The organism is Candidatus Symbiopectobacterium sp. NZEC151, from assembly GCF_025962655.1.
In the GTDB taxonomy this organism is placed as follows: domain Bacteria; phylum Pseudomonadota; class Gammaproteobacteria; order Enterobacterales; family Enterobacteriaceae; genus Symbiopectobacterium.
Genome location: NZ_JAGFPE010000004.1, coordinates 374,354 through 398,905 on the forward strand (window position 1 = coordinate 374,354; position 24,552 = coordinate 398,905).

Genomic DNA, 24,552 nt, shown 5'->3' on the forward strand with positions numbered 1-24,552 from the left:
GCCGACAATAACAGGAGACGAAGCACGTCTCCGCTGGCGGATAGCCTGCTCTTATTACAGAATTTTTGATTAGCGCCTGTGGCAACACGGGCCATTATGGAAGCATGCTGACTATGGCTACGATTCATGTAGACGGCAAAGAGTATGAGGTGAACGGCTCGGACAACCTGCTAGAGGCTTGTCTGACGCTGGGGCTTGATATTCCTTACTTTTGCTGGCATCCCGCGCTGGGTAGCGTCGGTTCCTGCCGCCTCTGCGCGGTGAAGCAGTACCAGAATGCGGAGGACACGCGTGGCCGTCTGGTCATGTCCTGTATGACCCCCGCAACCGATGGCGCATTTATCGCCATCGACGATGAGGAAGCCAAACTGTTCCGTAAAACCATCGTCGAATTCCTGATGACCAACCACCCGCACGACTGCCCGGTCTGCGAAGAGGGTGGCAACTGTCATTTGCAGGATATGACGGTGATGACGGGACACAACTTCCGTCGCTATCGCTTTACCAAACGTACTCACCGCAATCAGGATTTGGGGCCGTTTATCTCGCATGAGATGAACCGCTGCATCGCCTGCTATCGCTGTGTGCGTTACTACAAGGACTATGCCGGTGGCACCGATCTGGGCGTGTATGGTGCCCATGACAACGTCTACTTTGGCCGTCCTGAAGATGGCGTGTTGGAAAGCGAGTTTTCCGGCAACCTGGTCGAAGTGTGTCCGACCGGGGTGTTCACCGATAAAACCCACTCTGCGCGCTACAACCGCAAATGGGATATGCAGTTTGCGCCCAGCGTTTGCCAGCAGTGCAGCGTCGGATGTAACACCAGTCCGGGCGAGCGTTACGGCGAGCTGCGTCGTATTGAAAACCGCTATAACGGCAGTGTGAACCACTATTTCCTGTGTGACCGTGGCCGCTTTGGCTACGGCTACGTCAACGCGAAAGATCGTCCGCGTCAGCCGATGCAGCGTCGTGGCGATGACTGGATTGCCCTCAACGCCGAACAGGCGCTGCAAGGGGCGGCGGATGTGCTGCGTCAATCAAAACGCGTCATCGGCATCGGTTCTCCGCGCGCCAGCGTGGAAAGCAACTTTGCGCTGCGTGAGCTGGTGGGGGCGGAAAGCTTCTACACCGGTATTGCCCACGCTGAGCAGGCGCGTCTACAACTGATCCTCAACGTGTTGCGCGACAGCGGTGTACGTACGCCGATGTTGCGTGATATCGAAAGCTATGACGCCGTGTTGGTGCTGGGTGAAGATTTGACCCAAACCGGCGCGCGCATCGCGCTGGCAGTACGTCAGGCGGTGAAGGGTAAAGCACGTGAAATGGCAGCGGCGCAAAAAGTGGCCGACTGGCAGATTGCGGCCATTCTCAACATCGGCCAGCACGCCAAGCACCCGCTGTTTATGACGTCGGTGGATAAAACCCGTCTGGATGACATTGCGGCCTGGAACTACCGCGCACCGGTGGAGGATCAGGCACGCCTTGGCTTCGCCATCGCCCATGCGCTGGATGAAAATGCCCCGGCAGTCACCGATTTGGATGCCTCGCTGGCACCGAAAATCGATGTTATCGTGCAGGCGCTGGCAGGGGCGAAAAAGCCGCTGATTATCTCCGGCACCCATTCTGGCAGCGAAGCGATTATCGAAGCGGCCGCCAACGTGGCGAAAGCGCTCAAACAACGCGGTTCTGATGTCGGTGTGACTTTTGTTGCCTCCGCCGCGAACAGCATTGGCCTGTCAATGATCGGCGGCGGTTCGTTGGACGATGCGCTGGCGCAGTTGGAGAGCGGTGCCGCCGATAGCGTGGTGGTGCTGGAAAACGATCTCTATCGCCACGCTCCGCAGGCACGTGTGGATGCGGCGCTGGCTAAAGCCACCAACCTGATCGTGCTGGATCATCAGCGCACCGCGATCATGGACAACGCGTCGTTGATCCTCCCGGCTGCCAGCTTTGCTGAAAGTGACGGTACGCTGGTCAATCAGGAAGGCCGCGCTCAGCGCTTCTTCCAGGTGTACGATCCGGCCTACTACGATAACAGCGTGGTGATGCTGGAAAGTTGGCGCTGGTTGCATTCGCTGGCGACCACCTACCAGAGCCGCAAGGTCGATTGGACGCAACTGGATCACGTTATCGATGCCTGTGTGGCCGCGTTGCCGCAGTTGGCAGGCGTCAAAGACGCTGCACCGGATGCCAATTTCCGCATCAACGGGCAAAAACTGGCGCGTTCGCCAAACCGCTCCAGTGGTCGTACGTCCATGCGCGCCAACATCAGCGTGCATGAACCACGTCAGCCACAAGACAAAGACACCATGTTCGCCTTCTCGATGGAAGGGAACAACAGCCCGACGGCCGCGCGCCAGCAGATTCCGTTTGCCTGGTCTCCCGGTTGGAACTCCCCGCAGGCGTGGAACAAATTCCAGGACGAAGTGGGCGGTCACCTGCGCCACGGCGATCCGGGGGTGCGTTTGATCGAAGCGGGTGAAGGCAAACTGGGTTACTTCGACGCCATTCCGGCAGCGTTTAACGCACAGCCGGGGCAATGGCGCGTCGCACCTTACTACCACCTGTTCGGCAGTGAAGAGATGACACAGCGCTCTACGGTTATTCAACAACGTATGGATGAAGCTTACGTGATGGTCAGTCTCGCCGATGCGGCGCTGCTGGGCGTTAACGCAGGCGCGCTGCTTGAGCTGCGCTGTCAGGGGCAGACCCTGCGTCTGCCGCTGCGCCTGAGCGACGCTCTGCGTCAGGGACAGGTCGGATTGCCGTTAGGGTTCCCGGGTATTGCGCCGTCGCTGGCAGGGGCAACCATTGAAAGTCTGCGGGAGGCTGCACAATGAGCTGGTTAACACCGGAGGTTATGGATACCTTGATCGCCGTCGGCAAAGCCGTGGTGATCCTGCTGGTGGTGGTCACCTGCGGCGCATTCATGAGTATGGGCGAACGCCGTCTTCTGGGGCTGTTCCAGGGGCGTTACGGACCCAACCGTGTGGGCTGGGGCGGCTCGTTGCAGCTGGTCGCGGACATGATCAAGATGTTCTTCAAAGAGGACTGGGTGCCGCGCTTTACCGACCGCGTGATTTTCACGTTGGCACCGGTAATTGCCTTTACCTCGCTGCTGCTCTCGTTTGCCATCGTGCCGGTCACCCCGACCTGGGGCGTGGCCGATTTAAACATCGGCCTGCTGTTCTTCCTGATGATGGCGGGGCTGGCGGTATACGCCGTGCTGTTCGCCGGTTGGGCGAGCGGTAACAAATACTCCCTGCTGGGGGCGGTGCGTGCATCCGCACAAACGCTGAGCTACGAAGTGTTTCTCGGTTTGTCGCTGATGGGCGTGGTGGCACAGGCGGGCTCGTTCAACATGCGCGATATCGTCGAATCTCAGGCGCATTTGTGGAACGTTATCCCGCAGTTCTTCGGCTTTCTGACCTTTGCCATCGCCGGTGTGGCGGTGTGTCACCGTCATCCTTTCGACCAACCGGAAGCGGAACAGGAACTGGCGGATGGTTACCACATCGAATATTCCGGTATGAAGTTCGGTCTGTTCTTCGTCGGTGAATATATCGGTATCGTGACCGTATCGGCGCTGATGGTAACGCTGTTCTTCGGTGGCTGGCATGGCCCGCTGTTACCGCCTTTCGTCTGGTTTGCGCTGAAAACCGGTTTCTTCATGATGATGTTCATCCTGATCCGTGCTTCGTTGCCGCGTCCGCGCTATGACCAGGTGATGACCTTCGGGTGGACCGTCTGTTTGCCGTTAACGCTGCTCAATCTGCTGGCGACGGCGGCCGTGATTTTGTACAACGCACACTAAAGGGAACTGAACCATGAAGATAAAAGACATTGTGGTTGGTTTCGGTACCCAGGTACGCAGTATCTGTATGGTCGGGTCCAACGCCTTTAAAAAGCGTGAAACCAAAATGTATCCGGAAGAGCCGGTTAACCCACCACCACGCTACCGTGGCCGTATTGTGCTGACGCGCGATCCGGATGGTGAGGAGCGCTGTGTGGCTTGTAACCTGTGCGCCGTGGCCTGTCCGGTTGGCTGTATCTCGTTGCAGAAAGCGGAAATGAAGGATGGCCGTTGGTATCCCGAGTTTTTCCGCATCAACTTCTCGCGCTGCATTTTCTGCGGCTTCTGTGAAGAAGCGTGCCCGACTACCGCGATTCAGCTGACGCCGGATTTTGAGATGGGCGAGTACAAGCGCCAAGATCTGGTGTACGAGAAACAAGATCTGTTGATCTCTGGGCCCGGTAAATACCCGGAATACAACTTCTACCGGATGGCGGGCATGGCTATCGATGGGAAAGAGAAGGGCGACGCCGAAAACGAAGCCAAACCCATTGATGTCAAAGGCCTGTTGCCCTAAGGAGCCGAGCATGGAATTCGCGTTTTATGTATCGGGGTTAATCGCCATTCTGGCGACCATACGTGTGATTACCCACACTAACCCCGTACATGCATTGTTGTATTTAATCGTCTCACTGCTGGCTATCTCCGGCGTATTTTTCTCGCTGGGGGCCTATTTCGCCGGTGCGGTGGAAATCATCGTTTATGCCGGTGCCATCATGGTGCTGTTCGTGTTCGTGGTGATGATGCTGAACTTGAATAGCGTAGACCAACAGGAAAGTGCCTGGTTGAAACCGAGCGTGTGGATTGGCCCGGCGTTGCTGGCGCTGGTTCTGCTGCTTGTCGTGGTGCGCGCCATTTTCAGTATCAGCAGCGCGGAAATTGCAGGGAACATGATTGATGCCAAAGCCGTTGGCATCACGCTGTTTGGACCTTATGTGTTGGCGGTGGAGTTGGCCTCTATGCTGCTGCTGGCCGGGCTGGTGGTAGCGTTCCATGTGGGCCGTGAGGACAAGATGGTCGATAGCCAGGCTAAAGAAGAGACCGAGAAGAAACTGGCGGAGGAGCGTGCATGATCCCGTTACAACATGGGTTAGCTTTGGCTGCCATTTTATTTTTTCTCGGCCTGACGGGCCTGATTATTCGGCGTAACTTGTTATTTATGCTGATTAGTCTGGAAGTAATGATCAATGCCGCCGCGCTGGCGTTTGTGGTTGCCGGCAGCTATTGGGGGCAAGCGGATGGGCAGGTGATGTATGTTCTGGCGATCACGCTGGCAGCAGCGGAAGCCAGTATCGGTCTGGCGCTGTTGCTCCAGATGTATCGCCGTCGTCATACCCTGAATATCGATACTGTCAGTGAGATGCGCGGATGAACTTACTCTACTTAACCATACTATTCCCGCTGCTCGGCTTTTTGCTGTTGGCATTTTCACGCGGTCGCTGGTCGGAAAACACCGCCGCTACCGTGGGCGTGGGGTCTATCGGGTTGGCCGCATTGACCACCTGCTGGGTCGCGATTGATTTCTTTGCGCAGCACCATGAAGGCGGCGTGACCTTTTTCAATCAACATCTGTGGACCTGGATGGCAGTAGGCAACTTTGACATTGCCTTCCGCTTGGCGCTGGATGGTCTGTCTCTCACCATGTTGTCGGTGGTGACGGGCGTTGGCTTCTTTATCCATCTGTTTGCCTCCTGGTATATGCGCGGTGAAGAGGGCTACTCCCGTTTCTTCGCTTACACCAACCTGTTTATTGCCAGCATGGTGATTCTGGTGTTGGCGGATAACCTGCTGCTGATGTACCTCGGCTGGGAAGGGGTAGGGCTGTGCAGCTATCTGCTGATCGGTTTCTACTACACCAATCCGAAGAACGGTGCGGCGGCGATGAAAGCCTTCGTGGTGACGCGCGTCGGTGACGTGTTCCTGGCCTTTGCGCTGTTTATCCTGTTCAAAGAGTTGGGCACGCTCAATTTCCGCGAGCTGATGGTGTTGGCACCGCAGAAACTGGCAGAAGGGTCTCCGGCGATTACCTGGGCAACGCTGATGTTGCTGGGCGGCGCGGTGGGTAAATCTGCCCAGTTGCCGCTGCAAACCTGGCTAGCGGATGCGATGGCGGGCCCGACACCGGTTTCTGCGCTGATTCACGCGGCCACCATGGTGACCGCGGGGGTTTACCTGATTGCCCGTACCAACGGTTTGTTCCTGATGGCACCGGATGTGCTGCATCTGGTGGGCGTTGTCGGTGCTGTGACGCTGGTGCTGGCAGGGTTTGCCGCGCTGGTGCAAAGCGACATCAAACGCGTGTTGGCCTACTCCACCATGAGCCAGATTGGTTACATGTTCCTGGCGTTGGGCGTGCAGGCGTGGGACGCGGCGATTTTCCACCTGATGACGCACGCCTTCTTTAAAGCGTTGCTGTTCCTGGCCTCCGGCTCGGTGATTCTCGCCTGCCATCATGAACAGAACATCTTCAAGATGGGCGGGCTGCGTAAAACCATTCCACTGGTGTACGTCAGCTTCCTGATTGGCGGCTCGGCGCTGGCGGCGCTGCCGTTGGTCACCGCAGGTTTCTTCAGTAAAGATGAAATTCTGGCGGGTGCCTGGGCTAACGGCCATATGGATCTGATGATGGCGGGGCTGGCCGGGGCGTTTATGACGTCGCTGTACACCTTCCGCATGATCTTTATCGTGTTCCACGGCGAAGCGAAGACCAAAGCGCACGCAGGTAAAGGGCTGTCTCACCACATTCCGTTGCTGGTGCTGATGGTGCTCTCAACCTTCGTCGGGGCGCTGATTGTGCCGCCGTTGCACGGCGTGCTGCCGCAGACCACGGAACTCGGCCATGACCGTACCTTGACGCTGGAAATCGCGTCTGGCGTGGTGGCGATTGCCGGTATTTTGCTGGCTGCCGTGCTGTGGCTGGGTAAACGCCAGTTCGTGACCAGCGTAGCGCAGAGTGCACCGGGTCGCTTCTTCTCCACCTGGTGGTTCCATGCCTGGGGATTTGACTGGCTGTATGACAAAGTCTTCGTACAACCGTATCTGGCGATTGCCAAACTGCTACAGCACGACCCGTTGAACGCGATGATGGGTTTGCCTGCCGTGGTGGTGCGTTGGGGCAACAAAGGGTTGACCGTCAGTCAGAATGGTCAACTGCGCTGGTATGTTGCGTCAATGGGCATAGGGGCGGTTGTGGTGCTGGCATTGTTACAGTTTATCTGATGGCCTGTTTTTTGATGAAACAGTGCCGTGAGATAAACGCGATGAAAGACACGCAGTAATGATGCGCAGGGGCGGGAGGCCAATAATAATGGCTTCCGCCACAGCAAGTTTTCAGATTTCTTAAAATTAGGGACGCAAAACGCCATGCTACTACCTTGGCTAATACTTCTCCCCTTTATCGGCGGCCTGCTGTGCTGGCAGCTCGAGCGCTTCGGCACCCGCGTGCCGCGCTGGATCGCACTGATATCGATGGGGTTAACGCTGGTGCTGTCGCTGCTGCTTTGGTCGCAGGGCGGGTACTCTTTAACGGCGCAGGCTGATGTGCCGCTGTGGCAGTCTGAATACAACGTGTCGTGGATCCCGCGCTTCGGTATCGGTATTCACCTGGCACTGGACGGGTTGTCGCTGCTGATGGTGGTGCTGACCGGTCTGCTGGGGGTGTTGGCAATCCTGTGTTCGTGGAATGAAATCCAACGTTATCAGGGCTTCTTCCACCTCAACCTGCTGTGGATTCTGGGTGGCGTGATTGGCGTGTTCCTGGCGATCGACATGTTCCTGTTCTTCTTCTTCTGGGAGATGATGCTGGTGCCGATGTATTTCCTCATCGCACTGTGGGGACACAAAGGTTCCGATGGGAAAACGCGTATTACCGCGGCCACCAAGTTCTTTATCTACACCCAGGCCAGCGGCCTGATCATGCTGATCGCCATTCTGGCGTTGGTGTTTGTGCATCACGATGCCACCGGGGTATGGACCTTCAGCTACACCGATCTGCTGCACACGCCGATGTCGCGTGGCGTGGAATACATGCTGATGCTGGGCTTCTTTATCGCCTTTGCGGTGAAGATGCCAGTGGTGCCGCTGCACGGCTGGTTGCCGGATGCGCACAGTCAGGCACCGACGGCGGGTTCCGTCGACCTGGCGGGTATCTTGCTGAAAACGGCGGCCTACGGTCTGCTGCGTTTCAGCCTGCCGCTGTTCCCGAATGCCTCCCATGAATTTGCCCCCATCGCGATGTGGCTGGGCGTTATCGGTATCTTCTACGGCGCCTGGATGGCGTTTATGCAGACCGACATCAAGCGCCTGATTGCCTACACCTCGGTGTCTCACATGGGCTTTGTGATGATCGCCATCTACTCCGGTAGCCATCTGGCTTATCAGGGGGCGGTCATTCAGATGATTGCGCACGGGCTTTCTGCGGCCGGTCTGTTTATTCTGTGCGGCCAGTTGTATGAGCGTCTGCATACGCGCGATCTGCGCCAAATGGGCGGTTTGTGGGCACGCATTCGTTTCTTGCCCGCGCTGTCGCTGTTCTTCGCGGTGGCGACGCTGGGGATGCCGGGTACCGGCAACTTCGTGGGCGAGTTCATGATTCTGTTCGGTAGCTATCCTGTCGTGCCGGTGATTACCGTGATTTCGACCTTTGGTCTGGTGTTCGCCTCCGTCTACTCGCTGGTGATGATGCAACGCGCTTACTACGGCACACCAAAATCCGAGGAGAAACTGCCGGGGATGTCCACCCGTGAATTGTCGATGGTGATGTTGCTGGTGGTATTGCTGGTGCTGCTCGGGTTGTTCCCGCAGACCATCCTGAATACGTCTGATGCGGCAATGGCTAATATTCAGCATTGGTTTATGTCATCAGTGACTGATTCAACACTTTCAACGACAAGGCCGTAATTCGCCATGACAATAACTCTTCAACACCTGGTCGCGCTTCTGCCGCTGTTAATCGTCGGTTTGACCGCCGTGGTTGTGATGCTGTGCATTGCGTGGCGACGCAACCATTTCTTCAATGCCACTGTCACGGTGATCGGTCTTAACATTGCGTTGGTCTCACTGATTCTGGTGGGTAACGCCGGGCCGATGGACGTGACGCCGCTGCTGCGGGTAGACGGTTTTTCGATGTTCTACACCGCGCTGGTGCTGCTTGCCAGTTTGGCGACCTGCACGTTCGCTTACCCGTGGCTGGAAGGCTATCCGGATAACCGCGACGAGTTTTATCTGCTGGTGGCGATTGCCGCACTGGGCGGTGTTCTGTTGGCGAGCGCTAACCATTTGGCATCGCTGTTCATCGGTATTGAGCTTATCTCCCTGCCGCTGTTTGGTCTGGTGAGCTATGCCTTTCGTCAGCGTCGCTCACTGGAAGCGGGCATCAAGTACATGCTGCTTTCTGCTGCCGCCTCTTCCTTCCTGCTGTTTGGGATGGCGCTGGTGTATGCTGATTCGGGCAACCTGAGCTTTGCCAGCCTGGGCGCACGTATGGCCGATCGCACGCTGCACGAGCCGCTGCTGCTGGCCGGTCTCGGCATGATGATCGTCGGTTTAGGGTTCAAACTCTCGCTGGTGCCGTTTCACCTGTGGACGCCGGACGTGTATCAAGGTGCGCCAGCGCCGGTCTCGACCTTCCTGGCGACCGCCAGCAAGATCGCCATTTTTGGTGCCGTGATGCGTTTGTTCCTGTATGCACCGATGGTGGACAGTGATTCGGTCAGAACCGCGCTGGGTGTGATTGCGTTTGCCTCCATCCTGTTTGGTAACCTGATGGCCGTCACGCAAAGCAACGTCAAGCGTCTGCTCGGTTACTCTTCCATTGCGCACCTCGGTTACCTGCTGGTAGCGCTGATAGCGGTGCAAACTCACCAGTTGGCGTTGGAAACCGTCGGCGTCTATCTGGCGGGTTATCTGTTCAGCAGTCTGGGCGCTTTTGGCGTCGTCAGCCTGATGTCCAGCCCGTACCGCGGTCCAGATGCGGATTCTCTGTTCTCTTATCGCGGACTGTTCTGGCACAAGCCGATTCTGTCTGCGGTAATGACGGTGATGATGCTCTCTCTGGCCGGTATCCCGATGACGCTCGGCTTCTTCGGCAAATTCTATGTGCTGGCCGTGGGCGTTGATGCCAAGCTGTGGTGGCTGACAGGCGCGGTGGTGGTGGGGAGTGCTATCGGCCTCTACTACTATCTGCGCGTGTTGGTGAGCCTGTATCTCACCGCACCGCAAGAACGTCAGCGTGATACGCCTAATAACTGGGCGCTGACCGCAGGCGGCGTGGTGGTACTGATTTCCGCCATCGCGGTATTGCTGCTGGGTCTCTATCCGCAGCCGTTGATTTCACTGGTACAGATGGCGCAGCCGCTGATGTAATGCATTAGCGTTGCGCTATAACGCCGTCGCAGCTGTTACCGGTTGCGGCGGCTTTTTTCTGCGCGTCATGTTGGTCTGATAGCCGCCTTTATTGCTATTTTCGGAATGGTCTGTGGCCATCGAGGTCCTAAGGTGCCAAGAACTTGACTATAGTTAATCTACCGTTGTGTGAAATAACATGGAGTAGATTATGGCTGATAAAAAACAACCGACTGAAGATATTCGTATTGAAGACGATGCTAAATTATTAGCAGATACGTTGGATGATATATTGCGTTATTCTGGCGACAGTGCTGATGAGGCCTATATAACGTTAAAGAAAAATGCGGAAAATGCCCTATTGGAAGTTAAATCGAGATTAGGTATATCCGACAGTTATTATGCCAAGGCAAAACAAGTCGCAAATCGTGCGGATGGTTATGTGCACAAAAAGCCATGGCACAGTGTCGGTGTGGGCGCATCGATAGGGATCGTGCTTGGCCTGCTGTTGGCGCGCCGCTAACGTTATTTTTCAACGAGGTACGGTGATAATGTGATTATTACCGTGCTGTTTTTTCGCCTTTATTAATACGCTGACTATTTTCAAGGAAATATTATCTCGCTGTTATTATATTACGCCGACTCATCGAATAAATCCGTTACTTGTTTATCGACGCTAAATATCTTTGCAATAAGCGAAGATTCTCATTTATTTTCTCAGTGGGTAAATTTGTTTCTTCCTGGCTAGCATATCTGCTACTGTGTTGCCGTCATTAACGTTACTCTTACCTGTAAATAATATCACTAACGGATAAGTGCATTACTGCTTTGGTGCGGGGCTGATGCGGGTATTATCATCACACACTTCAGTTGAGATACTCCGCGGTATAAACCGGCATTGCCAGAATGCATGAAGATATTGAGGAGCACCGTCAAGCATGAAGACGCCAAGGCCTCGATGGAACAGAGGCACCTTGTTTTCTTCCCGGCCACCTCTGTTTACCTCGGCGCGCAACAAACTTAGCCGCAAATACTTATTACCTCAATCACTGTCAAATGCGTGGGGTGTTGAAGCGCTGCAACTTGATGAAGAGGCAATGCAACATCAGTCATTAACGCTAAAGCAACTGCGCCTTTGTCTGCCCGATGGCTCTCGGATTGACACCGCCGGTGTGTCAGCGCTTTGCTGCGCAATACCGCTGGAACAACATCTGGCACAACGGCAGCAACAGGTGGATGTGCTGCTGGCGGTCCCTGCCAACGAGCACCCGCGTAATCTGTTACCTCATCGCTGTCGTGCGCAGGAACCGACTGCATTAGCCTATCCAGTCAGAACATCGGGTAGAGAATCCAGCGAAAGCGGTGTGCCAGCAAGCCGCGCGATCCGTGTGCGCTTTAGCGTTGATGAGAACCGTGGTTATCAAACCTATCCCATTGCGCGACTTAATCGCAATGCGCAAGGGCGCTGGGAAATCGATCCCTCGTTCATCCCACCGCTGCTAACGTTTTCCGCCTCACCGATGCTGGTGGCACTGTCGAAGAAACTGTTGTTACGTTCACGCATGAAACGTCGCCTGCTGGCGCTGCGCCATGAACCACCGGAACAAAATGGACAGCCCGATATCCCGCGGTTTTGGCTGCTGAATGTGCTAAATCGCTACGAGTCTGTGCTGAGTGAGGTCAGTCTGGCGACAGCGTTGCATCCGGAATTGGTCTATCGCGAGCTGGTTAAACTCGCCGGGCCGTTGTTGCCCTATACGCAGGCGTGGAGCTCGGCTGATATTCCACGCTATGATCATTCCCGGCTTGGCGACGTGTTCCCGTCTCTCTTTTCACTGCTCAGTGCGTTACTTGAAACCTGTTTGCCTGCACGGGCCGTGGGGATAGCGCTGATGCGTGAAAAGGATCACCTGTGGGTCGGGCAGTTGCCGCCGCATAATCTGGATTCTGTCTCCGGGATTTATCTGCTGGCGCGCTCTTCCTGGCCTTCACACCGACTGCGCACACATATCATGACACAGTGTGAGGTTGGGACGCGGCATGCCGTCCATGCGCGTAAAGCGGCGGTGGATCAGGGCAAAGCGCTACAACCCGTGAGCCACATTCCTGCGGCGATCCCGCTGAATTGGGAAAACCTCTGTTTTGTGGTCGACCTTGAACATTCCGGCGTGCAGGATGCGCTGGCTTCCGGGCATTGTGCTATCTCGGTGCCCGATCACGGCGGTGATTTAACGCTGAAGCTGTTCGCCGTGATGAAGGAGTGAGCCGCCGCCTTCCCCTCAGAGTTCGGTGTCAGACAGCCAATAAATGGCTTCGTAAGGGCGCAGCGTCAGTGACGCCGGGTGTACGGGCGGGTCATCATAGTTGCTCAGCAGCAGACGCCAGCCCTGTAGGGGAGGCAGAGTCGGCAGCATGTAATACTGCATGTCCCGGCTGAGGTTGGCGAGCACCAGCAACTGTTGTCCCTGCCAGCGGCGGCGATAGAACCAGATGCGTGGATGCTCAGGGTCCAGGTCTTGATAGTCGCCATAGGTCAGCAGTGGAAGCGCTTTACGCAGGGCGATCAACCGTTGGTAGGTGTAAAACACCGAGTGCGGATCGGCAAGTGCCTGCGCAACATTGATCTCCGCGTAACCTGCGCCGGGGGAGATCCAGGGGGTACCTGAGGTAAAACCAGCAGACGGCGCCGCTGACCACTGCATCGGGCTGCGCCCATTATCGCGTGATTTGTGGGCAAGAATGCGCAACACCTGCGCTGGCGTTTCGCCGTTGGCGAGACGTTCCGCGTAGACATTCAGGCTTTCGATATCGCGATAGTGCTCAAGGGTGTTATAACCGGGGTTGGTCATGCCGATCTCTTCCCCCTGATAAATATAGGGGGTGCCCTGCATACCGTGCAGCACCATCGCCAGCATTTTGGCCGACGGAGTGCGATAGTCGCCCTCATCGCCAAAACGAGAAATGATGCGTGGCTGATCGTGATTACACCAGAACAGCGCACTCCACGCTTTATTATGCATACCGCGCTGCCAGCGATTGAACAGTGCCTTTAACTGAACAAAATCGGGGGCTGCCAACGTCCATTTTTCCCCACCGGGGTAATCCACCTTTAAATGATGGAAGTTGAACGTCATCGACAGCGCATTGCCCGACAGCGGCGCATAGTGCAGGCACTGTTCAAGGGTGGTCGAGGACATTTCACCGACAGTCATTAGCCCGCGCGGTGAAAATACGGCGCGGTTGAATTCATGGAGAAACTCCACCATGCGTGGCCCATCAGTGTAATAACGTCGGCCGTCCCCTTCGCTGTCTGAAGGGAAGTCCTGCTGTTTTGACACCAGATTGATCACATCCAGACGCAGGCCATCCACCCCTTTGTCAGCCCAAAAGTGGCATACCGCCTGCAACGCCTCACGCACCGGCGCGTGCTCCCAGTTCAAATCTGCCTGTTCTGGTGCGAACAGGTGCAGGTAATGTTGCTGGCTGGGGGCGTGCCACTGCCAGGCGCTGCCGCCGAATTTTGAACGCCAGTTGTTGGGCGGCGTGGTTTCTGTTCCCGCGCGCCAGCAGTAAAAAGCGCGATAGTCGCTGTCGGGCGTTTGGGCCTGCACAAACCAGGGATGCTGGCTAGAGGTATGGTTAAACACCATATCCATAATGATGCGTATGCCGCGCCCGTGCGCTTGCGCGATCAGCGCTTCCATATCGTCCATCGTGCCATAGGCGGGGTCGATGTCGCAGTAGTCGGCAACGTCGTAGCCATTATCCACCTGCGGCGAGGGATATACTGGCGTAAGCCACAGCGCATCGACGCCTAACTGTTGCAGATACGCCAGGCGCGAAATGATGCCTTGCAGATCGCCAGTGCCAGAACCGGTGCTGTCCTGAAAACTTTTGGGATAGATTTGATAGATGACGCCCGTGCGCCACCAGGGAAGCGGTGCTGTCATGCCATTGCCTGTTTATGCTTTATTTATACGCTAGTTATAGGACGCAATTACCCATTGGGCAATGCGCCCAGCCGTTGTTTCCGTCGGTACATCGTGGTGGTCAGTATCACGGGTATCACGACCGCAATCGCCATGGCGACCAGATACACGCTCCAAAATGAGGGCTTGATAGACAGAATACCGGGTAAGCCACCGACGCCAATGCCGTTGGCCATCACGCCGCTAACGCCGCACAACAGTGCCGCCAGCGCCGAGCCAATCATGGCACACAGCATGGGAAAACCGTATTTGAGATTGATACCGTACATGGCGGGTTCTGCCACGCCCAACATAGCGGAAATCGCCGCTGGCACGGAGGTTTCCCGTTCATTCACCTTGCGACTGATCAGCATAATACCAATCACCGCAGAACCCTGGGCAATGTTTGACAGGGCGATCAGCGGCCAAACCGGGGTGTGTCCCATACTTTGGATCATTTGCAAATCGATAGCCAACGTCGTCTGATGTACGCCGGTAATCACCAGTAGCGCATAGAGAAAGCCAAACAGCGCGGCACCGACTGGAGCAAAGCTGCCGGTCATCACGCTTGCGATCGCCCAGGCGATACCATCGCCAATGCTGCGCCCAACCGGGCCTATCACCGTGTGCGCCAGAAAGACTGCCAGCAGCAGCGACAACACCGGGACGCTCACCAGATGCAGCGAAGCCGGTATCCATTTTTTAAGACGTAGCTCAATCATTGCCAGCGCAATACCGGCCAGCAGGGAAGGAATAACCTGCGCCTGATAGCCGATACGCTGTATCGTGAACCCGCCGAAGTCCCACACCGCCGGTATTTGCTGACCGATAGAATAGGCATTCATCAACTGAGGTGAAACGAGTGTGATGCCGAGAATAATGCCCAGCACCGGTGTGCCACCCATTTTTTTCACCGCCGACCAGCAGATTGCCACGGGCAGATAGTAGAAGATGGCCTCGCCCAGTAGCCAGAGGAAATCATAGATCGTGTGGCAAATTGGACTACGCTCGATCAGCGACTGACCGTCAATCAGTGGAATGTCCCCGATAACGTTGCGCACGCCGAGGATCAAACCGCCACTGATCAAGGCGGGCAACAGCGGGTAGAAGATCTCTGCGAAATGTGAAATGGCCCGTTCCCACAGTGACATCCGGTGGTGCATGGCGTGCGGGGTGGTTTCCTCACTTTCAGGGGCTTTACCGATGGCGGCCTGTAATGCCTGGTAATAGGCCTCAACGTCAGTACCGATGACGATTTGGCATTGGTCGCCATGGGTAAAACACCCTTTGACCATGGAAAGCGTTTTGATGCCGTCGATGTTGACCTGTTCGGGGTGTTGTAATACCAGGCGTAATCGAGTGATACAGTGCGTGAGCGCGACAATGTTCTGTCTCCCTCCGAGCTGCTTAATCAGGTCTTCAATCGTTTGTGGCGGTACCTTGCTCATTTCTCTACCCTTTTCTTTGTATGGGGCGAAGTGGTGGATCAAGGATAGGCAACGATGCGTCGGTAATCGCCGATGAACGGGTATTACGAGCGAATTATTAGATTTGTCAGGCACCAAGTGATAAACCTGATGCCTGCGGCGTATTGAACGCATAACTTACTGGAAAGGTAAGGTCGCGTTGCGCAGTTTACGGCGATAGACCACCATGGTTAACAGCGCTGGTATCACCAGGGCAATCGCCATTGCCGCCAAATAGATGGCCCAAAAGGCGGGCTTGATGGATAAAATACCCGGTAAACCGCCAACGCCAATGCCGTTCGCTGTGACGCCGACCAATCCACACAGCAACCCGGCCAAGGCTGATCCCGTCATGGCGCACAGCATCGGGAAGCCGTATTTCAGATTGATGCCGTACATGGCAGGTTCAGTGACACCCAGCATGGCGGACAGGGCCGCTGGCACGGAAACGTCTCGCTCGTTGTGTCGGCGGCTGATGATAATGATGCCAATTACCGCGGAACCCTGAGCAATATTCGATAATGCAATCAGTGGCCATACTGGGGTTCCTCCCATGCTATGAATCATTTGCATATCAATGGCGAGCGTCGTTTGGTGCACGCCAGTAATGACCAACGGTGCGTAGAGAAACCCAAACAGTGCGGCACCTATCGGTGCGAAACTGCCGGTCATTAGCCCTTTCACCACCCAGGCGACGCCGTCACCGATCAAGCGGCCAAACGGGCCAATCACCGCATGCGCCAGTGCCACGGAGGCCAGCAGGGCGGTGACAGGCACCACCACCAGATAGAGTGAGTCTGGCACCCATTGCTTCAACCGCGTCTCAATCATGGCCAGGGTAATGCCAGCCAGCAGTGACGGAATAACTTGCGCTTGATAACCGACCTTTTCGATGGCGAACCAGCCAAAATCCCAGACGTCTGGGATTTGCTGGCCTATCTGGTAAGCATTCATCAGTTGTGGCGACACCAGGGTAATGCCAAGGATGATGCCCAATACTGGCGTGCCGCCCATTTTCCGCACCGCCGACCAGCAAATGGCGACCGGAAGGTAGAAGAAGATGGCTTCACCCAACAGCCAGAGGAAATCATACAGCGATTGCCAGGCAGGATTGCGTTGGATCAGGGTTTGCCCGTCAGAGAACGGAATGTCGCCAATCACGTTGCGCAACCCCAAAATCAGCCCACCGCTGATCAGCGCTGGCAGCAGCGGGAAGAAAATTTCAGCAAAGTGAGAAATACCGCGCTCGAGAAACGTCATGTTATGACGTGCAGACTGGCGCAAACGCTCTTTGTTGGCTTTGACCTTGCCCGTGCGCGCGCTGAGTGCCTGAAAATAATCGCCCACCTCTGTGCCGATCACCACCTGAAACTGCCCGGCGGTGATGAAACAGCCTTTGACCATCGGCAGCATTTCAATGCCTTTCGCGTCGGCCCGGGCAGGATCTTGCAACACAAATCGCAAGCGGGTAATACAGTGAGTGAGAGTAACAATGTTCTCGCTTCCGCCCAGCAGCGTGATTAATCGCTCAATATCTTGTTGTTGTACCTTGCTCATTGCGCGTCCTTGTGTGAATACCCAATGTAATCAGGTTTAAGGATAGGTAACGAACGAACGGCTGGGGAAACAACGTCACCGCAGTGCGATCACAATCAAATAATCGCGGCAGTTATAATCGGTTCTTGGCAGAAGGTAAGGTGTGGGCAGAGAAAAACAAAGGCCGCCTGTTAAGAAAAGGCGGCCTTAGAGAGGAAAGTGGCTGTTATCAGAACGGGCTGATGATTGAGCCGATACGTTCGCAGTAGCTGACATAGACATTCCCCATTTTTTTGAAGAATTTACTGATATCACGGAACATTTTCATAATCAGTCTCCTTGGGTTCGTTAATAAGTGTGATGTTCATCACGTTTTAAAGAATAGCCCAAAGAGAACGTCGGTTCAATATTTTTGTGACGAATATCACTATTTTTTGCCAAAATGACATTCGCCACCGAGCAGCGACTTATCGCGCCGCCGCGCGCTGCAAGCGATAACGGTTTTGATCGTAAACGTTATCCCCAATTTTTTCTGCTGCGGGTAAGCACTCGACAAACTCAAAACCCAAACGTTGGGCCAGCGCATTGCTGCGCTGATTCACCGTGGCGGCCTTGATGATAAAGGTGTCCAGTATGGCGGCATTGGCGAATGAATCGATTAACAACGCGATCGCCTGCGAGGCGATGCCTTGCCCCTGAAAGCGTTCAGCCATCCAATAACCTATTTCTCCCTGTGAATCCTTCAGGCTGTTAAATGAGGCCACACCGGCGATCTCCCCCTGCCAGCGGATGAGATAGACCGCTGCGCGTCCGGCAAAAAAATCCTCACGGTTCTCTTTGATGGTTGTCAGGGTATCCTCGATGTGTCGCACGCTGTCTGGCCAGGCCAGAGTGTGGCGCAGACGCGCCTTTTCCAGTTGTATCAGAGAAAATAACGCCGGTGCATCCTGCTCTTCTTGCAATGCCAATGTGAGATGTGGCGGGCGATGTAGCCTGTGTAGTGTCTGTAACATTGAAGCTCCCTGCTGTTGTTTTATGTGGTGTGCATTGGAGGGGTTGTGGTGAAACTCTTGCCATCTGCTAGTAAATGATTCTACTGTGCTGATCTGTCGGGTCAACGTCTTCCATCTCGAGGTTTTATGAAGCACAGGCATTTACAACGCGCGCGTCCATCACAGGGGCCGATGGCTCTCGTATTCACCGGAATCATAGCGTTGATGGCAGCCTGGAGCGGGGCGGTATTCGCCAACGGGACGCTGATTGCCGTGAAAGCCTCAACGATTCATCCCACCCAACCGGCGATCGGCAGGGCAGAAGTTGCCTACGATCTCGCCCACTACCGACAAAAACCGCGCGCGCTGTTTGATGATTTTTGTAAGGGAGAAGGGGCGGGAAAGGTGGCTGATTTCTCAGACGCCTCGACGCTGGCCACACCTACGAGTTTTCGCTGCACCAAACCGGCCGGGACCCATCCCGATGCGGTAAAATCCGCGGTGATTGCCCCGGATGGTCTGGTCTACCTGACGGACGGCCATCACTCGGTGAGCGCATTACGCGCCAGCACGCCGGATAGCGATATCACGCTGTCGTTGCGTATTACCGATGACTTGCGCCATTTACCCTCAATGGCGGCATTCTGGGACTACATGCAACAGCATCATCTGGTGTGGCTGGAGGGGCCTACCGGCAAGGTTGCACCGCAGCAACTGCCCACCCAGGTGGGCATTGACGCCATGCAGGACGATCCTTATCGCTCGGTGCTCTATTTCTTGCGTGGTATTGCCTATGAACGGCCAGAACCCTCTCCTCCGTTTTTGGAGTTTTATCTGGGGGCGTGGCTGAAAAGTCAGATGGCGATTACGCCTGCGGATACGGCAACACCACAGGCGTACTTTGCTCTGTTGCAAAAGGCGGCGCAGCGTATGGCACAAGCGTCACCGCAAACCCATACCTTACCCGATACTGCTTCGCCGACGCTGCAACAACTTGGACAACTTACCGAGCTAAACCACAAGAAATTAAACAAGTTAAATAAACCCGACGGTAAGTTGGCGCTGTTGTTTTGCTCTGAATGTAAATGATGATTACCCTAAGCCAAAATTATAGCGATAGGGGTTAAGTCCATTCCGCGCGGCGGGACGATACCCAATAAGCGATGACGGGGTGATAGTGATAACAGAGGGTTCCTCTGCGGATGCGAACTGTTCTCTGTTATAGATAAAAGCGCCAACCGCGGTGGTGATCAAGGTGAGTCCACCTAGCAGTATCCATCGGTTTGATCGCCCCTTGGGTGGCCTGGTTTCAACTGCGCCATCCACCGGGCTACATTGTGCTGATGGCGCAGATTGCTGGTGCGTGACATTCGAAGCCAGCCTTTCTGTTGCTGAACCTGTTTGCATGTTTAGGGTTACTTGATGGCTTTTATTTGATACTGCTGATGTTTCACGATCTTCTGATGTGTTGGTCAGTAACCTAATACGCTCTGGCAGGTAATAGCGCTTGCCGGTATTTTCGTGGCCATGCCCCTGTTTTAATGGCATATATGCCAAAGGGGAAACAGGTGAAGCGGTAGAAACACTGTTCATGGTTTTATCTCGCAGTATGAATATTCGAAATGGCTCACTACCTATATTAAAGAGAGCCTACAGCACGCCTGTAGCGCCCTCACGGCTGGCCATTCTAAGTCTGTCCCATCAACCATGTTTACAAATAATAATCACACTGCTGGTAGGCTGACACTCAATTCTGATAGCACATCGTCGTTTTTCACTGGGCGCAGTCGCATAAAACGATAGGCGACCGAAAGGGTGATCTGTGGCATAATGAGCGTTAAATCACACTTTTTATTTGAGTCAACGCCGTGTTAAGTACCAACAACATTACGATGCAGTTTCATATGTAATAATTTGTTTTTATTCCTGCTGTGCTGATGATAGTTTCAGTAAAGGTTCACCTTCTTACCTCCTTACCCTCCCTTATCATCGTGTCAACAAGTTGCTCTGTCTGGTCTTGGATGGCTGTGATTTGTTCCTGTATGTGTACTGGAAGTCCCTCAGTACGACAGTGAAGGACTAACGAGAGAAATACATCAAGTTAAACAATGGATTAAGCTACATGCTCCTGATTAGTCAAGTGTGAAGAAATTTTGGTCACTCAATCGATCTGTAAAAACGATCGATAACTGTATATTGATAGATTTTATAGATCGAAATGTGTGGGGATGATATACTTCATCTGGTTGTGAAAAGCAGTTTGTCTTATCCACTTTTTTGCTAAATGGACTTAACTAGTTGAATTAATGTTAATAACAAGGTGTTTCTAATGACAGTGAAGAGTGTCTTGGGCTGTAGTTTGTTAACGATGTCATTGCTATTCAGTAATGCTAATGCAGCTAACAATGTTTATGTCATTCCTGAGGTAAAATCTTTTGGTGTTGCAAGTAATGACAATAAGGCCGTAATCTTTCTTGGTTTAGATAAATATGGTCAATTTAAAGGGATGTGCTTTGCATTAAAAGATAAATTCCATTCCATCATTCCTGTGGTTGACATCGACGTAACCTTTGATAATAAAAGGCTCAACTTACATGGTATGAGACCTAATGTTGATGATGAAAAAGAAGTGGTGTGTATTCTTGGTTCAGAAGCTACAGATTTTTTAAATTCATTGAATGGATCTAATAACCTTAATGCTAAGTTAAACTTTAATGGTCAAATGAAGAAATATGCATTTGATATTAAAGACTTTAACCGAATTGCCAATAACGATAAAGAATATATGAAAAAGCTTGCAGATGATTATAAGAAAGGTAGACGGGCACCATTGTTTGATGATTAATTACCCTCTTAAATTAATTTTTTGTAATTAACACCTTAATATGACTGTGTAATTAACTATAACAGAGGTTTAAATGAAGGTTGTAATTATAATGCTCTTGATGGTCTCTGGTAATGTTTTTGCAAAGGGATTGGAGGAAAGAAATGACACTATCATTCCTAAGTGGGTCTGCCAAGCTATACTAAAAGATGATCAGACAGGGCAAGTTTTACGCAAAACAGAGTTAGAAGTATTCGGTAATAATATAACTACTCAGCGAGTGGGAAATGAGTATTATTTTAAGGAGTCAGATGAGACTGGGTCTACTCTAGCGATTGTTGATATTAAAACGAGAAGTGGAACACTAAAGTTTTTGGATGAAAAAGGACAGGTTTTTCTTACTGGAATAGTGAAAAACTGCAAATAAAAACTCAACCTATAAAAGCAAGTTATTATATGGGGTTGTTTTCAGTCAAGTAAAAGCACTTTTATTATAGAGATGAAGGTGCTCTTTCTGATGATTACATTCATGGTTTATTTGATAACGATTGTTAGGTGATGTAGATGTGCGTTCTTGAAAAAGTGTATAAAGATGATTGGGTACCTCATATGAACAAAAATATATACCGAGGGGCTTATTCTGTTGGTCGTTTCGAAATGAGTAATGAATTTATATTAAGCTATATGTCTGCTATCTATGATATTGATATAAAAGACGAAGATGTTCAATTCATATCTGAAGTATCCGAGCTTAATGATAAAAAGATACTATATATGCAGATGAGCGATATTTTAACTAATCATATTATAAATGAAATAAGAACAACTGTTAAAAACCCACCGGAAAATCATCTGATTATTAGAAAAGGGTGTAAGTTATTATCTATTGAGTGTTTAAAATAATCTGCGTAATTTATTAATTTGCAAAAAATATCTTTGAACTTGAATTGTCTATCTCCATTGTTAATGAGTGTTGTAATATAAAGGTTAATGGTAAATGAAAATAATATATGTGGCTTTTTTTATGGTCGCTCTTAGTTCTTATGTTCAAGCTGAAACTATTGGTGACGTTACGTATACCCCAGAAGAACTACACGCTGAATATAAAAAGAATGAACTAAGAGCTGATAATAAATTTAGCTGCCAGTTTATTATAAAGGGAAAAGTAAAAGAGATTTATCGTAGATCTTTGAGTGATAATGATTACCAAATTAGATTACAAGGCAATGTTAATATTAATTTTGATAAGTTAAATAAGAAGTCTGATACAGCCAAAGATATAGCTGATTTGAACATCGGTGAACTAGTTTATGTTTCTACATCTTCTGCATATTTATCATGGGGAAGCGTATTTGGAAAGAATGGTTTTTGGGTATCAAAGCATCTGGATGAGAGTGCCAATTTGAAGAGTACAGATGGGGTGTGTTTAAAGGAAATAAAACTCGGTGAAAAATATAGCGAAAATGAAAAGTTATCAAATAGTAATAGTGGTTCTTTAAGCCAATCAGAGAAAGAAAAAACAATAGTAACTTCGTATGCTATGGCTGACAAAAAATTGAATGAAGTATGGCAGTCTTTAGCGAAGGCAAAGAGGAATGAACTATTACAAGAACAACGAAATTGGATTAAAGAGAAAGAAAAATGTGCTACAATTGAATGTAAGGTTGAAATGACTACGGATCGTATCGTTGTTCTTGAAAAAATTTCGTTTTAGAAAGTATCTTACGTTTTTGATAACTAATTTTAATCAGGTCTCTTTGTGTTTTTATGCTGATCATAGAATATTAAAAGAATGATTTTGAGTATTTTATAAATAATGACTTCATTAAAATGTATTTTTTAACATGATTGAAATTGATTGTTATTCCGACATTTAATTCCAATAAATTCGGTATTTGTAAGAAGTGAAAAATTTTAGCAGAATCTAGAGGAAATATTTAGAATTAGAGTTGGCTTAATCACATAAGCTATGAAAATAGATGGGTTATACTAGGGGAAATAGGCGTGTATAGTTAAGGCCACTGATGTGGCCTTAACTAATCATCAGAAACTCGACATATCATAACCGGAGTTATCTGAACACCGCTTAAAGGCAGTGCAATAAAGTTCTAAACTGCTGGCTTTTTCATAAATAATTCGTGCGAAATCGGAGGGCTCTATAATCCATCTTGGTGAGTTTCCTGTTGTGTAAAACCGACCATAAGGATAACTGGGGGTAAAATATGCGGAAGTTTCTTCACTATCTTCGATAAAGGTATTGTAACTAATATGGTCCCTTCCTATATAAATAGCTGAGATAATAGCGCATTGATCGTCAACTAAATATTTGGAAAGAAAGTCATTTGCATCATCCTGATTGGCAGGGATGTTTTTTAAAAGATCTTCAAGAAGAATAGTTATATGCGTCATGCTAGGAAAATCCCAATGTTTGTTTAAATTCATTATTATTATAAATCCCCCATTAAAGATTTAAAAGTGTTATTGGTTGGATTTTTATATTAAAAATGAATAATCTATCTTCTGAATATAATTAGTTTTTTAGAACGGCTATCTTATTTTTCCTCCTAACATGGTATTGATTTATACTATCAATCAAATTCTAACACAATTTTGGTGATGCAATAGAAAATGGAACTTATTATTTGTTAGGGGCTTTAGTCATGTTTACTTCTGACAAATTATGTATGTCCGCGAACAGGGAATATGTTAGAACGATTCTTGCTAATATAGATTACTAATGATGGAAGCTAAATTATGAAAGTATTTTACTCCACTCATTAGGAATGCTTTCCCATCTTGAACGATTACACGCTCTTGTTATAGGAGAAGGATGGGCTGATTTGAATATCTTAATATTTTTATGCTTAATCAATTTTTCTGCTTTTTGAGCTTGATTTCCCACCAAGATCACAGCTTTTTTTTTAGGTAGTAAGGCAAAGATCCCATCAAGAAGCTGAATTCCATATTTTACGTCATCTGCTTTGAAACGACGGCCTCCATCCCAGTAAGGAATAGTATTCCATAAAATAGTTCGGTTTCTATCCAGCCCTATCGCATTCATAAAGTTAAATATATTCTTAGCTGTTTCATCATTATTGTCGCGAGAAATAAAACCTGAACCAATGTTTCTTTTATCAGTTTTTGGCCCGGGCTTTTCTAATAAAAAAATAAATTCTGCATCAATACCGCCATCTAGTGGATCAAAATCAGGAATGAACACGGTTGGTCCTAGGGTTTCTCTAAGTTTTTTTACATACCGATTCAATGGCTGCATATGAGATGAAGAGAGTAAAGCGTTTCTTATTTGTATATTTGATGGATCTTTTAGTGATTTTGGTGTTGTTGGCGGTATGGAGATCATTATTGTTTCCATGTTTTTGTATGTTACAGTTACCGATATTACTCCTGATTCTAATGAAAAGCACCTTAGCATCTTTTGAATAATTACATAGTTCACAAATTGCTGATTTTAGTGTTGGTGATATACCGTACAGATTCCATGTTTGCTAGTTGCATTTATGTATACACAACGACTACCACTCTGAACAGGTCTGCAAAGACGATATATAAA

Annotated in this window: 22 protein-coding genes; 15 read left to right on the forward strand and 7 right to left on the reverse strand. The window is 51.0% G+C overall.

The annotated features are described in order from the left end of the window. The first annotated feature begins 113 nt into the window (after positions 1-113). The 10 genes from nuoG to tssK all read left to right on the forward strand — a co-directional run bounded on the left by nuoG (position 114) and on the right by tssK (position 12,459). Positions 114-2,840 (forward strand): NADH-quinone oxidoreductase subunit NuoG, encoded by a 2,727-nt coding sequence (nuoG, locus tag J5067_RS15025; RefSeq protein WP_264651453.1) that lies wholly within the window; start codon positions 114-116, stop codon positions 2,838-2,840. Further along, on the forward strand, positions 2,837-3,814 hold the full coding sequence (gene nuoH / locus J5067_RS15030; protein WP_264643357.1) for an NADH-quinone oxidoreductase subunit NuoH: 978 nt from the start codon (positions 2,837-2,839) through the stop codon (positions 3,812-3,814). Before nuoG ends, nuoH begins: the two co-directional genes overlap by 4 nt. A gap of 13 nt (positions 3,815-3,827) precedes the next feature. Then, positions 3,828-4,370 (forward strand): NADH-quinone oxidoreductase subunit NuoI, encoded by a 543-nt coding sequence (gene nuoI, locus J5067_RS15035; RefSeq protein WP_222157554.1) that lies wholly within the window; start codon positions 3,828-3,830, stop codon positions 4,368-4,370. Between the two features lie 10 nt (positions 4,371-4,380). Next, positions 4,381-4,926, forward strand: coding sequence for an NADH-quinone oxidoreductase subunit J (nuoJ, locus tag J5067_RS15040; RefSeq protein WP_264643356.1), 546 nt, complete (start codon positions 4,381-4,383; stop codon positions 4,924-4,926). Next, positions 4,923-5,225, forward strand: a complete 303-nt coding sequence (gene nuoK / locus J5067_RS15045; RefSeq protein ID WP_264643355.1) for an NADH-quinone oxidoreductase subunit NuoK — start codon at positions 4,923-4,925, stop codon at positions 5,223-5,225. Before nuoJ ends, nuoK begins: the two co-directional genes overlap by 4 nt. Next, positions 5,222-7,072, forward strand: coding sequence for an NADH-quinone oxidoreductase subunit L (nuoL, locus tag J5067_RS15050; protein ID WP_264651454.1), 1,851 nt, complete (start codon positions 5,222-5,224; stop codon positions 7,070-7,072). The genes nuoK and nuoL overlap by 4 nt, the downstream gene beginning before the upstream one ends. Before the next feature lie 144 nt (positions 7,073-7,216). Continuing rightward, positions 7,217-8,752, forward strand: coding sequence for an NADH-quinone oxidoreductase subunit M (gene nuoM / locus J5067_RS15055; protein WP_264643353.1), 1,536 nt, complete (start codon positions 7,217-7,219; stop codon positions 8,750-8,752). Between the two features lie 6 nt (positions 8,753-8,758). Beyond that, on the forward strand, positions 8,759-10,216 hold the full coding sequence (gene nuoN, locus J5067_RS15060) for an NADH-quinone oxidoreductase subunit NuoN (protein ID WP_264651455.1): 1,458 nt from the start codon (positions 8,759-8,761) through the stop codon (positions 10,214-10,216). A 190-nt stretch (positions 10,217-10,406) separates the two neighbouring features. After that, the gene (gene elaB / locus J5067_RS15065) at positions 10,407-10,718 is read left to right on the forward strand and encodes a stress response protein ElaB (protein WP_264651456.1); all 312 of its coding nucleotides are present in this window, start codon (positions 10,407-10,409) and stop codon (positions 10,716-10,718) included. Between the two features lie 415 nt (positions 10,719-11,133). After that, positions 11,134-12,459: a type VI secretion system baseplate subunit TssK gene (tssK, locus tag J5067_RS15070; protein ID WP_264651457.1), complete on the forward strand. Its 1,326-nt coding sequence runs from the start codon at positions 11,134-11,136 to the stop codon at positions 12,457-12,459. 15 nt (positions 12,460-12,474) lie between these two features. Here tssK and treC read toward each other — a convergent pair whose 3' ends face one another. The 4 genes from treC to J5067_RS15090 all read right to left on the reverse strand — a co-directional run bounded on the left by treC (position 12,475) and on the right by J5067_RS15090 (position 18,178). After that, a complete protein-coding gene (gene treC, locus J5067_RS15075; RefSeq protein WP_264651458.1) occupies positions 12,475-14,145 on the reverse strand; it encodes an alpha,alpha-phosphotrehalase in 1,671 nt (556 codons plus the stop codon). A 47-nt stretch (positions 14,146-14,192) separates the two neighbouring features. Beyond that, a complete protein-coding gene (gene treB, locus J5067_RS15080; protein WP_264651459.1) occupies positions 14,193-15,611 on the reverse strand; it encodes a PTS trehalose transporter subunit IIBC in 1,419 nt (472 codons plus the stop codon). A gap of 156 nt (positions 15,612-15,767) precedes the next feature. Then, positions 15,768-17,186 carry a PTS trehalose transporter subunit IIBC gene (treB, locus tag J5067_RS15085; protein ID WP_264643347.1) on the reverse strand — a complete coding sequence of 473 codons (1,419 nt, stop codon included), beginning with the start codon at positions 17,184-17,186 and terminating at the stop codon, positions 15,768-15,770. Between the two features lie 446 nt (positions 17,187-17,632). Beyond that, positions 17,633-18,178, reverse strand: a complete 546-nt coding sequence (locus J5067_RS15090) for a GNAT family N-acetyltransferase (RefSeq protein ID WP_264643346.1) — start codon at positions 18,176-18,178, stop codon at positions 17,633-17,635. 171 nt (positions 18,179-18,349) lie between these two features. On the opposite strand from J5067_RS15090, the gene J5067_RS15095 reads away from it, so the two are divergent. After that, complete coding sequence (locus J5067_RS15095) at positions 18,350-19,246, forward strand: ParB/Srx family N-terminal domain-containing protein (RefSeq protein ID WP_264627585.1); 897 nt, start codon at positions 18,350-18,352, stop codon at positions 19,244-19,246. 3 nt (positions 19,247-19,249) lie between these two features. On the opposite strand, the gene J5067_RS15100 is transcribed toward J5067_RS15095, so the two are convergent. Next, the gene (locus J5067_RS15100) at positions 19,250-19,750 is read right to left on the reverse strand and encodes a hypothetical protein (protein WP_264627584.1); all 501 of its coding nucleotides are present in this window, start codon (positions 19,748-19,750) and stop codon (positions 19,250-19,252) included. Between the two features lie 736 nt (positions 19,751-20,486). On the opposite strand from J5067_RS15100, the gene J5067_RS15105 reads away from it, so the two are divergent. The 4 genes from J5067_RS15105 (at position 20,487) to J5067_RS15120 (ending at position 22,695) form a co-directional block, all read left to right on the forward strand. Continuing rightward, positions 20,487-21,002 (forward strand): hypothetical protein, encoded by a 516-nt coding sequence (locus tag J5067_RS15105; RefSeq protein WP_264627583.1) that lies wholly within the window; start codon positions 20,487-20,489, stop codon positions 21,000-21,002. Between the two features lie 73 nt (positions 21,003-21,075). Further along, complete coding sequence (locus J5067_RS15110) at positions 21,076-21,408, forward strand: hypothetical protein (RefSeq protein WP_264627582.1); 333 nt, start codon at positions 21,076-21,078, stop codon at positions 21,406-21,408. Between the two features lie 137 nt (positions 21,409-21,545). After that, positions 21,546-21,884, forward strand: coding sequence for a hypothetical protein (locus J5067_RS15115; protein ID WP_264627581.1), 339 nt, complete (start codon positions 21,546-21,548; stop codon positions 21,882-21,884). A 94-nt stretch (positions 21,885-21,978) separates the two neighbouring features. Beyond that, on the forward strand, positions 21,979-22,695 hold the full coding sequence (locus J5067_RS15120; RefSeq protein WP_264627580.1) for a lysozyme inhibitor LprI family protein: 717 nt from the start codon (positions 21,979-21,981) through the stop codon (positions 22,693-22,695). A gap of 329 nt (positions 22,696-23,024) precedes the next feature. Here J5067_RS15120 and J5067_RS15125 read toward each other — a convergent pair whose 3' ends face one another. Together J5067_RS15125 and J5067_RS15130 are read right to left on the reverse strand one after the other, a co-directional pair. After that, positions 23,025-23,423 (reverse strand): hypothetical protein, encoded by a 399-nt coding sequence (locus tag J5067_RS15125; protein WP_264627579.1) that lies wholly within the window; start codon positions 23,421-23,423, stop codon positions 23,025-23,027. A 310-nt stretch (positions 23,424-23,733) separates the two neighbouring features. Beyond that, a complete protein-coding gene (locus J5067_RS15130; RefSeq protein ID WP_264651460.1) occupies positions 23,734-24,342 on the reverse strand; it encodes a uracil-DNA glycosylase in 609 nt (202 codons plus the stop codon). Between the last annotated feature and the right edge of the window lie 210 nt (positions 24,343-24,552).

Excerpts from the sequence above, each read along its gene's own strand:
- nuoG (WP_264651453.1), top strand. The coding sequence starts at position 114 with ATGGCTACGATTCATGTAGACGGCAAAGAGTATGAGGTGAACGGCTCG.
- nuoH (WP_264643357.1), top strand. The coding sequence starts at position 2,837 with ATGAGCTGGTTAACACCGGAGGTTATGGATACCTTGATCGCCGTCGGC.
- nuoI (WP_222157554.1), top strand. The coding sequence starts at position 3,828 with ATGAAGATAAAAGACATTGTGGTTGGTTTCGGTACCCAGGTACGCAGT.
- nuoJ (WP_264643356.1), top strand. The coding sequence starts at position 4,381 with ATGGAATTCGCGTTTTATGTATCGGGGTTAATCGCCATTCTGGCGACC.
- nuoK (WP_264643355.1), top strand. The coding sequence starts at position 4,923 with ATGATCCCGTTACAACATGGGTTAGCTTTGGCTGCCATTTTATTTTTT.
- nuoL (WP_264651454.1), top strand. The coding sequence starts at position 5,222 with ATGAACTTACTCTACTTAACCATACTATTCCCGCTGCTCGGCTTTTTG.
- nuoM (WP_264643353.1), top strand. The coding sequence starts at position 7,217 with ATGCTACTACCTTGGCTAATACTTCTCCCCTTTATCGGCGGCCTGCTG.
- nuoN (WP_264651455.1), top strand. The coding sequence starts at position 8,759 with ATGACAATAACTCTTCAACACCTGGTCGCGCTTCTGCCGCTGTTAATC.
- elaB (WP_264651456.1), top strand. The coding sequence starts at position 10,407 with ATGGCTGATAAAAAACAACCGACTGAAGATATTCGTATTGAAGACGAT.
- tssK (WP_264651457.1), top strand. The coding sequence starts at position 11,134 with ATGAAGACGCCAAGGCCTCGATGGAACAGAGGCACCTTGTTTTCTTCC.
- treC (WP_264651458.1), bottom strand. The coding sequence starts at position 14,145 with ATGACAGCACCGCTTCCCTGGTGGCGCACGGGCGTCATCTATCAAATC.
- treB (WP_264651459.1), bottom strand. The coding sequence starts at position 15,611 with ATGAGCAAGGTACCGCCACAAACGATTGAAGACCTGATTAAGCAGCTC.
- treB (WP_264643347.1), bottom strand. The coding sequence starts at position 17,186 with ATGAGCAAGGTACAACAACAAGATATTGAGCGATTAATCACGCTGCTG.
- J5067_RS15090 (WP_264643346.1), bottom strand. The coding sequence starts at position 18,178 with ATGTTACAGACACTACACAGGCTACATCGCCCGCCACATCTCACATTG.
- J5067_RS15095 (WP_264627585.1), top strand. The coding sequence starts at position 18,350 with ATGGCTCTCGTATTCACCGGAATCATAGCGTTGATGGCAGCCTGGAGC.
- J5067_RS15100 (WP_264627584.1), bottom strand. The coding sequence starts at position 19,750 with ATGAACAGTGTTTCTACCGCTTCACCTGTTTCCCCTTTGGCATATATG.
- J5067_RS15105 (WP_264627583.1), top strand. The coding sequence starts at position 20,487 with ATGACAGTGAAGAGTGTCTTGGGCTGTAGTTTGTTAACGATGTCATTG.
- J5067_RS15110 (WP_264627582.1), top strand. The coding sequence starts at position 21,076 with ATGAAGGTTGTAATTATAATGCTCTTGATGGTCTCTGGTAATGTTTTT.
- J5067_RS15115 (WP_264627581.1), top strand. The coding sequence starts at position 21,546 with ATGTGCGTTCTTGAAAAAGTGTATAAAGATGATTGGGTACCTCATATG.
- J5067_RS15120 (WP_264627580.1), top strand. The coding sequence starts at position 21,979 with ATGAAAATAATATATGTGGCTTTTTTTATGGTCGCTCTTAGTTCTTAT.
- J5067_RS15125 (WP_264627579.1), bottom strand. The coding sequence starts at position 23,423 with ATGAATTTAAACAAACATTGGGATTTTCCTAGCATGACGCATATAACT.
- J5067_RS15130 (WP_264651460.1), bottom strand. The coding sequence starts at position 24,342 with ATGATCTCCATACCGCCAACAACACCAAAATCACTAAAAGATCCATCA.